The organism is Streptomyces sp. DSM 116793 (genome assembly GCF_057320905.1).
The window spans coordinates 5132805-5145959 of sequence record NZ_CM170494.1 but is presented as its reverse complement, the minus strand read 5'-3'; the positions used below and the strand labels follow the sequence as shown (position 1 = coordinate 5145959).

Below are 13155 nucleotides of genomic sequence, written 5' to 3'. Positions count from 1 at the left end.
GTCTTCATGACACAGCGCAGTGTGGATGCTGATGAGGACGACGTCCCCGAGTGGGCGGACCGGATCAAGGCCAACGTGGCCGGTGAAATCCGACGGAGAAGGAGGGAGATGGGGTGGAGCGCCCAGGACCTGGCGGACCAGTGCGAGCGGCTGGGGCATCCGATCCCGCGCAACGTGATCGCCAACATGGAGTCCGGGCGCAGGGCCAACCTTCCGCTGGTGGACGTGATGGTCCTGGCGGCCGCCCTTAAGACGTACCCGATCTGCCTGATCTTCCCCGTCGGCTACGTCGAGCAGACCCAGGAACTCCCGTTCCAGGACCCCGTGCCCACCTGGGACGCCCTGCGGCGCTTCACCAGCGAGCAGGACGTGCCTGGCTACGACGCCGGCCTGGTCCCCGACTTCGAGCGCCACGCCAGCCTCGTACGCACCGCGCTCGCAGCGCTCGAAGAGGAGGAGCGGGCTCGGTTCGCGGCCAAGACGGCCACAAGCCGCGCAGAGCAGGAAGAGGCCGAACGCAAGCGGACCGAATACGCCGACCAGGCCATCTCCGCCAAGTACCGCCTCCGCCACCTCCGTCGCGGCCTCCGCGCAGAGGGGGCCGCCGCACCCGATCTGCCACCAGCGCTGAGCGACGTCGACGCGTCCGAAAGCAGTACCGACACCGCCCCGGAGGACCGCCTTTGAAGGGCTCCACATACCGCCGCTGCTCCTGCCGTGACCCGAAGACCGGCAGGGAACTCGGCTCCTCCTGTCCCAAACGCAATAGCAGGAACCACTGCACCTACTCCATACGCCAGGAGCTGCCGCCCCGCGAAGAGGGCAGCCGCCGATCATTCGCCCGTGGCGGGTACAGCAGCCTCAAGGCCGCCCAGGCCGATCTCGACCACGTCCGTGCCCTCATGGGACTCGCCGAGGCCGACGACCCCGAAGGCGTCCAGCTGATCGCGGAGATGCTGGCAGAGGTGAGCGGCGAGAAGCTGCCGCTGCCGGACGTGGAGGAGACCCGGCGGCGGCTGAAGGCCGGTCAGGACCTCGTCGGCAGCCTCACCGTGGCCGAGTGGCTGGATCGCTGGCTCGCGGGCAAGCGCATCCGCAAGTCGGGCATCAGCCGCTACGAGACCGACGTTCGCGTGCACCTCAAGCCCCACATCGGCGACCGGCGCCTCGACCGGCTGCGCGTGAGCCACCTCAGCGAGATGTTCACCGCCATCACCGACGCAAACGCCGAGATCCTGGAGCAGAACGCCCAGCGACGCGCGGCGGTCCAGGAGTTGGCAACCGTGCCGTGGAAGGGCGCGGAGAACCGGGCACGCCGCAAGACCATGAAGGCGGCGATCGACGCGATGCCGCCCTTCCGCCGCGTCACCGGACCGTCCACGCGCCAGCACATCAAGGCCACGCTCCGCGCCGCCCTGAACGACGCGATCGGCCAGCAGATCATCACCTTCAACCCGGCGGCCCACGTCGAGATCGACCCGGTCCGCAAGCCGAAGGCCCTGGTGTGGACGGACGAGCGGGTCTCCCGGTGGCAGCAGACCGGAGAGAAACCTTCGCCCGTCATGGTCTGGACGCCGGAACAGACCGGCGCCTTCCTAGACTTCGTGGCCGCGGACCGGCTGTACGCCATGTGGCACCTGATCGCCTTCCGCGGCCTGCGGCGCGGCGAGGCGTGCGGACAGCCGTGGTCGGAGACCAACCTCGACCGGCACTCCCTCACCGTCACCGGCCAGCTCGTGCAAGACGGGTGGGAGGTCGAGTCGTCCGAACCGAAGACGGACAGCGGCTTCCGCGTCGTGGCCCTGGACGACGACACCGTCGGCGTCCTGGAGCGGCACCGCAAGCAGCAGGAGGCGGAGCGCGAGGAGTGGGGAACAGCCTGGGTCGAGACGGGCCTCGTCTTCACCCAGGAGGACGGCTCCTGGCTCCACCCGGGCAAGGTGACCGACCTCTTCGAGCGTCTCGTCGCCGCCTCCGGTCTCCCTCCGATCCGCCTGCACGACCTCCGCCACGGGGCGGCCACGCTCATGCTCGCCGCCGGCATCGACGTGAAGATCGTGTCGGACACGCTCGGGCACAGCGACACCCGGATCACGCGGGACATCTACCAGAGCGTCCTGCCCCACGTCGGCAAGAGCGCCGCCGAGGCCACGGCCAAGCTGGTCCCGCTCCAGCGCAAGGCGGAGGCCGAAGAGGCCGCACGCAAGGCGGAGAAGGCCCGGAAGAAGGCCAAGCGCGCCAAGAAGGCCCAGGTCGAGGGCAAGAAGAAGGCCCGGCGGAAGAAGCCCAAGAAGTAGGGCCGGCCCCCTCCGCTCACGCATCGCTCACGCAAGCAATCCCACGACCCCTCGGCCGTGTGCCCCGCCATGCCCCGAGAAACAGAAAACCCCAGGTCAGCGGCTATCTGACCTGGGGTCTGATGGAGCCGCCTTCGGGATTCGAACCCGAGACCTACGCATTACGAGTGCGTTGCTCTGGCCATCTGAGCTAAGGCGGCTTGCGTGTCGCACCTAGATGGTGCGATCAGCGGCGCCGCCAAGTCTACACAGTTTCCGGGGGTGCTCCGTACGCGCCCCGGCCGCGCCGGTTCCGGCTGGCCTGAGCGGCGCCTTCCGCCTCCGCCGGGCACGCCGCTACGAGCAGCGTGTCCCGTCCTTCGGGGCGGTGCCGGAGACGAGGTAGCGGTTGATCGCCCTGTCGACGCAGGTGCTGCCGCGGCCGTACGCGGTGTGGCCGTCGCCGTCGTAGGTGAGCAGCCGGCCCGAGGAGAGCTGGGCGGACAGGGAGCGGGCCCAGCGGTAGGGGGTGGCCGGGTCGCGGACGGTGCCGACGACGACGATCGGCGGGGCGCCCTTCGCCTCGATGCGGTGCGGTCGGCCGGTGGCGGGCACCGGCCAGTAGGTGCAGGTCAGGGAGGCCCAGGCGAGGCCGTCGCCGAAGACGGGGGACGCCTTCCTGAAGTCCGGCAGGGCCTTTCGGACCTGGTCGGGGGAGCTGAAGGCGGGCGGTAGGTCGAGGCAGTTCACGGCGGCGTTGGCGAACATCAGGTTGGCGTAGCGGCCGTCGCTGCCCCGCTCGTAGTAGCTGTCCGCCAGGGCCAGCAGGCCCGAGCCGTCGCCGTCCTCGATCGCGGCGGTGAGGGCGGCACGGAGCTGGGGCCACGCCGCCTCGTCGTACATGGCGGCCATCACCCCGGTGGTGGCCAGCGCCTCGCCGAGCATGCGGCCGCCGCGGCCGGTGCCGTGCCCGGTGCCCTGGCCGGTGCCGGTTCCGGTGCCCTGGTTGCCGGTGCCCGCGGAGCCGTCCGTGCCGGTGCCCACCCCTGAGCCCTCGTCTGCGGCCAGCGGCGTCCGGTCCAGCCGCTGGAAGAACGACTTCAGGTGCGCGCCCACATCCGCGGGTGTGATCGCCTTGCCGGGTGCCGCGCCGCCTCGGGCCCCGGCGCCGCTCGCCCTGCGGGAGCCCGCGCCCGAGCCCGTGCCGGAGCCGGCCGACGCGTCCGGGTCGGTCGCGATGCTGGTACTCGTGCCGTCGCCCGTGCCGTCACCGGTGCCGTCGCCCGTGCCGGAGCCGGGCGCGTCGCCCAGGGGGCAGTCGGAGCGGCGCGCGCAGTCCTTGGCGAAGGACTCGAACGCGGTCTCGAACCCGGCCGTCTGCTGGAGGTTCATCCCGCGCGCCGACAGGCTCGGGTCCATCGCGCCGTCCAGCACGAGGCGGCCGGCGCGGCTCGGGTACAGGCCTGCGTACGTCGCCCCGAGGAGGCTGCCGTACGAGGCGCCGACGTAGTTCAGCCTCCTGTCGCCCAGCGCGGCGCGCAGAATGTCCATGTCACGCGCCGCCTCCACCGTGGAGACATGCGGCAGGAGCGCACCGGAACGCCGTTTGCACCCGGCCGTGAACTCCTTGATCGCCGACACCAGCCGCGCCCGCTCACGGTCGTCGTCGGGGGTCGTGTCGGTCTGCGTGTAGGCGTCCATCTGCTTGCCGTTCAGGCAGGTCACGGCCTGGCTCGCGGCGACGCCCCGCGGGTCGACGCCGACCATGTCGTAACGAGCGCGGACCTCGGCGGGGTAGCCCACCGCGGCGTACGCCTGGAGGTAGCCGATCGCCGAGCCGCCCGGGCCGCCCGGGTTGACCAGGAGGGAACCGATCCGCTTGCCCGGCCCCGTGGCCTTCTTGCGGGCGACGGCCAGCTTGACGTCGCCCTCGCCGGGCCGCGCGTAGTCCAGCGGGGCCTTCATGGTGGCGCACTCGAACCCCGCTTCCCTGCACCCGTGCCAGCGGAGACGCTGCGTGTAGTACGGCGCCAGGGCCTTCGGGGTGGCCTGGGGCAGCGCCGCGACGGTGGCGGCCCCGGCCGCGGACCGGCCGGAGGAACAGCCGGAGGCGAGCAGCCCCCCGGCGGCCAGCAGCACACCCGCCATGCGGAGGACCGTCAGCCGGACCACACGACCTGTGCCGGGACCGGCGACGGTGGCCACGGCCGGCGCGGTCGGCACTGCCGGCGCGGCGGGGGCGGTCGGCACTGCCGGCGCGGCGGGCGCGGTGGGGCCAGTGGGCGCGCCGGGGCCGGTGGACGCGGCGGGGGCGGGAGCGGCCAGGGTGGCAGGGGCGCCCGGTGTGGCGGAGGCGGGTGCAGGTGCGGGTGCCGCCGGTGCGGCCGGGGCGACGGGGACGGTGCGGGCCAAGGGCGCAGTTGGGGCCGTGGGGGCTGTCGGGTGCGCGGGAGCGCCGGGGCCGGTGGCGCGGGGGCGGCGGCTGGTGTTCACCCGGCGACTTTAACTCCATGGAATCGTCCAGTCGCGCTAAGTGGTGTCGAGGGACCCCATCGTGGGCGTGGCGCGCGGAGGTGGACGGCGGCTCCTCCGCCACCGTCCGGTGTGCCGCACCCCGGCACCCCGGCACCCCGGCCCATTGCCCACCGCACACCGCACACCGCACACCGCACACCGGCATCAGGCCACCGACACCACGTGCGTCGTCGCCTCAGCCCACCGCCGGACAGGCGGCACCGCAGCCCACCGGCAACCAAGCCGAACCCCGGTCCGCCGACATGCGAGCGACACCTCAGCCCCGGTAGGCGAGCGACACCTCGGCCCCGACAGGCAGGCGGGGACCTCAGCCCGCCCGTAGTGCCAGCGTCATGGCCTCCACCGCGAGCAGCGGGGCGACGTTGCGGTCGAGGGCCTCTCGGCACGCGGCGATCGCCTCTATCCGGCGGAGTGTCGCCTCGGGAGACGTCCCCTGGGCGACGCGTTCCACGGCGTCCTGTACGTCGACCGTCGCGAGCGCCAGCCGGGAGCCCAGCTGGAGGGCGAGCACATCGCGGTAGAAGGCCGTGAGGTCGGTGAGGGCGAGGTCCAGGCTGTCCCGCTGGGTGCGGGTGCGCCGGCGCTTCTGACGGTCCTCCAGCTCCTTCATCACGCCCGCCGTGCCGCGCGGCATCCTGCCGCCCTGGGCGGCGCCGAGTGCCGCCTTCAGGTCCTCGGTCTCCTTTGTGTCGACGTCCTCGGCGACCTGCTTGGCGTCCTCCGCGGCGGCGTCGATCAGCTCCTGGGCCGCCTTCAGGCAGCCACCGACGTCGTCGACCCGGAGCGGAAGCTTGAGCACGGTGGCGCGGCGGGCGCGGGCGCGCTCGTCGGTCGCCAGGCGGCGGGCCCGGTCGATGTGTCCCTGGGTGGCACGGGCGGCGGACTCGGCGACGGCGGGCTCCACGCCGTCGCGCCGGACGAGCATGTCGGCCACGGCGGCCACGGAGGGAGTGCGCAGCGTCAGCAGGCGGCAGCGGGAGCGGATGGTGGGGAGGACGTCCTCCAGGGAGGGGGCGCAGAGCAGCCAGACCGTGCGTGGGGCGGGCTCCTCGACGGCCTTCAGCAGGACGTTCCCCGCGCCCTCGGTGAGGCGGTCGGCGTCCTCCAGGACGATGACCTGCCAGCGGCCCCCGGCCGGCGAGAGCTGGGAGCGGCGGACCAGCTCGCGGGTCTCCTTGACGCCGATGGAGAGCAGGTCCGTCCTGACGACCTGCACGTCGGCATGCGTGCCGATGAGCGTCGTGTGGCAGCCGTCGCAGAAGCCGCAGCCGGGGACGCCGCCCAGTGCCCGGTCGGGGCTGGTGCACTGGAGGGCGGCGGCGAAGGCCCGCGCGGCGGTGTCGCGGCCGGAACCGGGCGGTCCGGTGAAGAGCCAGGCGTGTGTCATCTTGGACGCCTCGGGGGCCGGGGTCCGCTCGTCCACGGCGGTGACGAGGGCGTCGGCGTCCCGCGCGGCGGCGGTGAGCTGGGCGCTCACCTGCTCCTGGCCCACCAGGTCGTCCCACACGGACATCAGGTCTTCCCCTTTCGGCCCGGACCCGCCGGCACCCGGCGTGGCTCATCGAGGCCGACTCTCCCGGCGTGGCTCATCGAGGCCGACTCTTCGGTCTCTCGGTCTCTCGGTCTGTCGGTCTCTTCGGTCTTTCGGTGCCGGCTCTTCGGCTCCGGGTGTGCTCGCAGCCGCCGCCCCGCGGACGTGGTTCAGCGGTCGACGTTCATTGTGCGGGACGGGTCTGACAATCGGGGCCCAGGCACCACAGGGACGCCGCTGACCTGCGCCTCCGCCCGACCCTGCGCATCTGGACGGTGTCACCACGAACGCGCCGCCGGGAGCTCGCCACCGGGGGCTCCCGGCGGGGGAACCTGCCGCCAGGAACCGCGAAACCACCCGCAGGCTGGCGCCGCCGCGAACCGGTCCAGCGCACCCGCCCCGGGCACCCCTCGCGCGCCGGCCCCGCGCGCCGCGACCCGCAGGCAGTCACCGCCCGCGCACCGGCCCCCACACGGTCGCGCCACACGCCGCGCGCCCGGCGCGCACGCCTCAGCGTCCGTGCCCCGGCGCGCTCCTCAGCACCCGCGCTCGCGCCCGCACCCCGGCGCACCCGCTCACTGCCCGCGTCCTCCACGCCCCCGGCCGTCGTCCTCGTCGGCCTCGCCCTCGTGCGGGCCGAGGAGCTCGTCGGCGAGGGTGGGGAGGTCGTCCAACGGGGTCTCCTCCGCCCAGGCGGGGCGCGGGCGGGAGCGCGGGGCGCCCGTTTCGGGGTCTATCTGGGGCAGCTCGCGCGTCTTGTCGTTCGCGCCGGTCAGCCCGGTGGAGCCGGCGCCCGGGTCCTGCTCCTGGCGCTCGTCTCGGAAGAGCCCCGGGGGCACGCGGTCGGCCGGGTCGCCGGAGGCCGGCGGGGGCACATCGGGGTCGCCCACGGCCGGCAGCTTCGCGGTCTCGTCGAAGGCGCCGGGTGGGTTCGCACCGGGCTGCTCACCCGGCGGGTTCGCGCCGAACGCCGGCAGCACCGCGGTCTCCTCGGACTCCGGGCTCGGGCGGCGGGCCGCCGCGTCGCGCTGCGAGACGACGGGCGTGGGCACGGTCTCCGCGGTGTCCGGGGACCAGTACACCGAGGCGCCCGGGGCGCCGTGCGCCGGGCCGCCCGCCGCACCGCCGGCACTCGCGGCGGCCGTGGGACCGCCGGGGGTGTCGCCGGGACCGGACGAGCCGCCGCGGCCGGGCCCGGGGCCGGCCGGACCGGAGTCCGACGGCGATCCGGCGCCGGAGCCGCCCGGGGCGCCGCCGTGCCCCTCACCCGACCGCCGCTCCCGCTCCGCGCGCAGCAGGGCCTCCTCGGCCTTGCGCTGCTCCTCCGCGCGCCGGGCCTCCTGTGCCGCGCGGACGCGCGCCTCGTCCTCGGCGCGCTGGCGGCGGCGCTGCTCCTCCTCGGCGCGGGCCTTCTCCTCGGCGAGGAGCCGGGCACGCTCCTCCTCGGCGCGGCGGCGGGCCTCCTCGGCGCGCTTCCTGGCCTCCTCGGCCTGCCGCTCGGCCTCGCGCTGCTGCGCCTCCTCCAGCTCGCGCTGCTTGCGGGCCTCCTCCTCGGCACGGAGCCTGGCGAGCTCAGCCTGGCGCTCGCGCTCCAGGCGCTCCTCCTCGGCCTTGCGCCTGGCCTCTTCCTCCGCGCGCCGCCTGGCCTCCTCCTCGGCGGCCTTGCGTGCCTCCTCCTGGGCCTTCACCTCGGCCTCGGAGAGCGGCAGCACGGAGTCGAGACGGTGCCGGATCACCATGGTGATCGCTTCGGGCTCCTGGCCGGCGTCGACGACGAGGTACCGGCCGGGGTCGGCGGCGGCGAGGGTGAGGAAACCACTGCGCACGCGCGCGTGGAACTCGGCGGGCTCCGACTCCAGGCGGTCCGGTGCCTCCGTGAACCGTTCCCTCGCGACCTCCGGGGGGACGTCCAGCAGCACCGTCAGGTGCGGCACCAGGCCGTCGGTGGCCCAGCGGGAGATCCGGGCGATCTCCGTGGGCGAGAGGTCGCGGCCCGCGCCCTGGTAGGCCACGGACGAGTCGATGTAGCGGTCCGAGATGACGACGGCGCCGCGCTCCAGGGCGGGTCGTACGACGGTGTCGACGTGCTCGGCGCGGTCGGCCGCGTACAGCAGGGCCTCGGCGCGGTGCGAGATGCCGGCGGACTGGACGTCGAGCAGGATGGAGCGCAGCCGCTTGCCCATGGGGGTGGCGCCCGGCTCGCGGGTGAGCACGACCTCGTGCCCCTTGGCGCGGATCCACTCGGCGAGCGCCTCGGCCTGGGTGGTCTTGCCCGCGCCGTCGCCGCCCTCCAGGGCGATGAAGAAGCCGGTGGGTGCCGGGGCCTGGAGCGGGTCGGCGCCGCGCACCGCGTCGCGCAGGTCGTGCCGCAGGGGGACGCCGGAGCGGTCGTCGACCTTGGCGAGCAGCAGCGCGGCGACCGGCAGCAGCAGGGCGCCGACGAGCATCATGACGAACGCGGCGCCGCCGTGCGCGAAGACGAACTTGCCGTCCTCCACGCGGTGCCGCCCGATCGCGCCGGCGAGCACGGGGGCCGCGACGGCGCCGACGCCGACGAAGAGCCGTGCCACCGCGTGCAGGTGGGCGGTGGTGCGGGTGTGCCGGGCCTCCTCGGTCTCCTGGTGGAGCAGGGTGTGACCGGTGTTGGCCGCGATGCCCGCGGTGAGGCCGGCGAGGGTGGTGATGCCGAGGACGGTGGCGATGTCGGGCACGAGACCGGCGGCGAGCAGGGCGACACCGGTGAGGGCGGTGGCGAACGCCATCAGCCTGCGGCGGGACAGGGACGGCAGCACCGAGGGAGCGGTACGGATGCCGGCGGTGGCCCCCCCGGTCAGGGCGAGCACCAGCAGGCCGAAGGCGACCGGGCCACCGCCGAGGTCCTTGGCGTGCAGCACGGCGACAGCGGCGGCCGCGGCGATCGCCCCGGCGACGGCTCCGCAGGCGAACACCAGGAGCGGTACGGCGCCGGTGCGGCCCTTGTCGACTCCGTCGGGCGTCCTGGGGCGGCGCAGGCCCTCCAGCGGGGACCTCGGGCGCGGTGTCTGGGTGCCGGGCAGTTCGAGGGACGTCAGGACGGACAGCGAGGCGGCGAACAGGCCGGCGGCCGTGTACGACGCCAGGGCCGCCTGGTGCTGGGTGAACCAGGCGATGCCGGTGCCGAGCAGATTGCTGACGAGGGTCACGACGACCAGGGCGGCGGCGGCCAGCGGCAGCGCCACGAACCCGGTGCGCAGCGAGAGGCGGCGCAGGGCGTCCATGTGGTCCGGCAGCGGCCGCACCGCGGCGCCCTCGGGCGGCGGCGGGGGCAGCAGGGCGGGCGCCGCGCTCTCCCGGCAGACCGTCCACAACCGCTCGGCGACACCGCCCACGAACGCGGTGACGAGCAGCAGCGCGGGTGCGTCCTGCGGCGTCCAGGCGATCCACAGCGGCGCGACGATCATCAGCGCCGCGCGCACGCCGTCGGCACCGAGCAGGGTCCAGCGGCGGTCCAGCGGGCCGCCGGGCGCGGTGAGGGACGTCAGCGGCCCGAGCAGGACGGCGCCGAAGAGGAGGGTCGCCAGGATGCGGGCGGCGAAGACGGCGGCGATCGCGAGTGCGACGCCGCGGTAGCCGCCGCCGAACGAGCCCTCGACGATGGCGGCCTGGAGGACGAGGGCCACGAGGACGAGGACGGCGAGGGCGTCGGCCACTGCGCCGATGAGGTGGGCGCTCCACAGGCGTTTCAGCGCGGGCACGCGTAGGAGGGCGCGGACGGCTCGCTCCCGGGAATCCGCGACCAGGGCGTCGTCTGGGGCCGTAGGCTGCTCGGCTCGCGTCATCCGTCCAGCCTATCGGCCCGCACCGACAGCCCGACGCCAGCCCACCACTCCGGCGCCCTCATGCCTCGGGCGCGCGCCTCAGCCCTGGTCGCTCTTGGACGAGGCCGCCCGCTTCCCGGAAGCAGCCTTCTTCGCCGCCCCCGCCGCCCCCGCCGCCCCCGCGGTCTTCTTCTTGGCAGGCGCCTTCTTGGCAGGCGCCTTCTTGGCCGCCCGCTTCACCGGCCCCTTCGCCCGCTTCTCCGCCAGCAGCTCGAACCCCCGCTCAGCGGTGATCGCCTCCACACTGTCCGCGGCCCTGAGCGTCGCGTTCGTCTCGCCATCGGTGACATACGGCCCGAACCGCCCGTCCTTGACCACGACGGGCTTCCCGCTGACCGGGTCCTCCCCCAGCTCCTTGAGCGGCGGCTTGGCGGCCGCCCGCCCCCGCTGCTTCGGCTGGGCGTAGATCGCGAGGGCCTCGTCCAGGGTGATGTCGAAGATCTGGTCCTCGCTCTGCAGCGACCGCGAGTCCGTGCCCCGCTTGAGGTACGGCCCGTACCGCCCGTTCTGCGCGGTGATCTCCACGCCCTCCGGGTCGGTCCCGACCACCCGCGGCAGCGACATCAGCTTGAGGGCGTCCTGAAGCGTGACGGTGTCCAGGGACATCGACTTGAACAGCGAGGCCGTCCGCGGCTTGACCGCGTTCTTGCCGGTCTTGGGCGTCCCCTCGGGCAGCACCTCGGTGACATAGGGACCGTAGCGACCGTCCTTGGCGACGATCTGACGGCCGGTCCCCGGGTCGGTGCCCAGCTCGAAGTCGCCGGTCGGCTTGGCGAGCAGCTCCTCCGCGTACTCGACGGTCAGCTCGTCGGGGGCGAGGTCCCCGGGGACGTCGGCGCGCTGGTGCCCTTCCTCGTCGCGCGTACCGCGCTCCACATAGGGGCCGTAACGGCCGACACGGAGCACGATGCCGTTGCCGACGGGGAACGACGACACCTCGCGGGCGTCGATCGCGCCGAGGTCGGTGACGAGTTCCTTGAGGCCGCCGAGGTGGTCCCCGTCGCCGTTGCCCGCAGCCGCCGCGGCGCCGGCGCCGTCCGGGCCGCCCTCGCCGAAGTAGAACCGCCGCAGCCACGGCACGGACTGCGCCTCACCGCGCGCGATGCGGTCGAGGTCGTCCTCCATGCGGGCGGTGAAGTCGTAGTCGACGAGCCGCCCGAAGTGCTTCTCCAGGAGGTTGACGACGGCGAAGGACAGGAACGACGGGACGAGTGCGGTGCCCTTCTTGAAGACGTAGCCGCGGTCGAGGATGGTGCCGATGATCGACGCGTAGGTCGACGGGCGGCCGATCTCGCGCTCCTCCAGCTCCTTGACCAGGGACGCCTCGGTGTAGCGGGCGGGCGGCTTGGTCGCGTGACCGTCGGCGGTGATCTCCTCGGCGGTGAGGGCGTCGCCCTCGGCGACCTGCGGCAGGCGCCGCTCGCGGTCGTCCAGCTCGGCGTTCGGGTCGTCGGCGCCCTCCACGTAGGCCTTCAGGAAGCCGTGGAAGGTGATGGTCTTGCCGGAGGCGCTGAACTCGGCGTCCCGGCCGTCGCCGGAGCGCCCACCGATCTTGACGGTGACGCTGTTGCCCACCGCGTCCTTCATCTGGGAGGCGACGGTCCGCTTCCAGATCAGCTCGTAGAGCTTGAACTGCTCACCGGTGAGGCCGGTCTCCGCCGGGGTGCGGAAGCGGTCGCCGGAGGGGCGGATCGCCTCGTGCGCCTCCTGGGCGTTCTTGACCTTGCCCGCGTACGTACGGGGCCGCTCGGGGAGGTAATCGGCGCCGTAGAGCTGGGTGACCTGCGCGCGGGCGGCGGCGACTGCCGTGTCGGAGAGCGTCGTGGAGTCCGTACGCATATAGGTGATGAAGCCGTTCTCGTACAGCTTCTGGGCGATCTGCATGGTCGCCTTCGCACCGAAACCGAGCTTGCGGCTGGCCTCCTGCTGGAGCGTGGTGGTGCGGAACGGCGCGTACGGGGAGCGCCGGTACGGCTTGGACTCCACGGAGCGCACGGAGAACTCCGAGCGCTCCAGGGCGGCGGCCAGCGCGCGGGCGTTCTCCTCGTCGAGGTGGAGGGTGTTCGCCGTCTTGAGCCGGCCGACGGAGTCGAAGTCACGGCCCTGGGCGACGCGCCTGCCGTCCACCGCGGTCAGCCGGGCCACCAGGGACGCCGGGTCGGACCTGTCGCCGGCGCGGCCGGTCGCAAAGGTGCCCGTGAGGTCCCAGTACTCGGCGGAGCGGAAGGCGATGCGCTCGCGCTCGCGCTCGACGACGAGACGGGTGGCGACGGACTGGACGCGGCCCGCCGACAGCCGCGGCATGACCTTCTTCCAGAGCACCGGGGAGACCTCGTAGCCGTAGAGGCGGTCGAGGATCCGGCGGGTCTCCTGGGCGTCGACCAGCTTCTGGTTCAGCTCGCGGGGGTTGGCGACGGCGGCCCGGATGGCGTCCTTGGTGATCTCGTGGAAGACCATCCGGTGCACCGGGATCTTCGGCTTGAGCACCTCCTGGAGGTGCCAGGCGATCGCCTCGCCCTCCCGGTCCTCGTCCGTGGCGAGGTAGAGCTCGTCGGAGTCGCGCAGCAGCTCCTTGAGCTTCTTGACCTGGGACTTCTTGTCGGCGTTGACGACGTAGACAGGCTGGAAGTCGTGCTCGACGTCCACGCCGAGACGGCGCACCTCGCCCGTGTACTTGTCGGGGACCTCGGCGGCGCCGTTGGGGAGGTCACGGATGTGCCCGACGCTCGCCTCGACGGTGTATCCGGGCCCGAGATAGCCCTTGATCGTCTTCGCCTTGGCAGGCGACTCGACGATGACGAGTCGGCGGCCGCCCTGTGCGGTCTCGCTGGTCGGGGACAACTTCGCTCTTCTCTCCGGTCGACGCTCGGTGGACATGTGCTGACGCTGCGGAGTGTGACGGTACCTCCCGCCCCCGTGTCAAACGGGGAAAGCCCACAACGGCCACTCGAACGGT

At 73.6% G+C, this 13155-nt stretch carries 6 protein-coding genes and 1 tRNA gene; 2 read left to right on the top strand and 5 right to left on the bottom strand.

What is annotated here, in order from left to right; all coding sequences use genetic code 11:
* Nucleotides 1-6: 6 nt before the first annotated feature.
* On the top strand, nucleotides 7-687 hold the full coding sequence (locus ACSMXW_RS19990) for a helix-turn-helix domain-containing protein (protein WP_485798071.1): 681 nt from the start codon (nucleotides 7-9) through the stop codon (nucleotides 685-687).
* Entirely contained in the window at nucleotides 684-2297 is a 1614-nt protein-coding gene (locus ACSMXW_RS19985; RefSeq protein ID WP_485798070.1) for a tyrosine-type recombinase/integrase, read from the top strand. Before ACSMXW_RS19990 ends, ACSMXW_RS19985 begins: the two co-directional genes overlap by 4 nt.
* A 123-nt stretch (nucleotides 2298-2420) precedes the next feature.
* On the opposite strand, the gene ACSMXW_RS19980 is transcribed toward ACSMXW_RS19985, so the two are convergent.
* From ACSMXW_RS19980 to topA, 5 genes are all read right to left on the bottom strand, one after another.
* A tRNA-Thr gene (locus ACSMXW_RS19980) sits at nucleotides 2421-2497 on the bottom strand.
* Nucleotides 2498-2633: 136 nt separating this feature from the next.
* Nucleotides 2634-4424 carry an alpha/beta hydrolase gene (locus ACSMXW_RS19975; RefSeq protein ID WP_485798069.1) on the bottom strand — a complete coding sequence of 597 codons (1791 nt, stop codon included), beginning with the start codon at nucleotides 4422-4424 and terminating at the stop codon, nucleotides 2634-2636.
* A 694-nt stretch (nucleotides 4425-5118) separates the two neighbouring features.
* Nucleotides 5119-6324: a DNA polymerase III subunit delta' gene (locus ACSMXW_RS19970; protein WP_485798068.1), complete on the bottom strand. Its 1206-nt coding sequence runs from the start codon at nucleotides 6322-6324 to the stop codon at nucleotides 5119-5121.
* A 593-nt stretch (nucleotides 6325-6917) separates the two neighbouring features.
* Nucleotides 6918-10160 (bottom strand): dTMP kinase, encoded by a 3243-nt coding sequence (tmk, locus tag ACSMXW_RS19965; RefSeq protein ID WP_485798067.1) that lies wholly within the window; start codon nucleotides 10158-10160, stop codon nucleotides 6918-6920.
* Between the two features lie 78 nt (nucleotides 10161-10238).
* Nucleotides 10239-13040 carry a type I DNA topoisomerase gene (gene topA, locus ACSMXW_RS19960; protein ID WP_485798066.1) on the bottom strand — a complete coding sequence of 934 codons (2802 nt, stop codon included), beginning with the start codon at nucleotides 13038-13040 and terminating at the stop codon, nucleotides 10239-10241.
* Between the last annotated feature and the right edge of the window lie 115 nt (nucleotides 13041-13155).

Excerpts from the sequence above, each read along its gene's own strand:
- ACSMXW_RS19990 (WP_485798071.1), top strand. The coding sequence starts at position 7 with ATGACACAGCGCAGTGTGGATGCTGATGAGGACGACGTCCCCGAGTGG.
- ACSMXW_RS19975 (WP_485798069.1), bottom strand. The coding sequence starts at position 4,424 with ATGGCGGGTGTGCTGCTGGCCGCCGGGGGGCTGCTCGCCTCCGGCTGT.
- ACSMXW_RS19970 (WP_485798068.1), bottom strand. The coding sequence starts at position 6,324 with ATGTCCGTGTGGGACGACCTGGTGGGCCAGGAGCAGGTGAGCGCCCAG.
- tmk (WP_485798067.1), bottom strand. The coding sequence starts at position 10,160 with ATGACGCGAGCCGAGCAGCCTACGGCCCCAGACGACGCCCTGGTCGCG.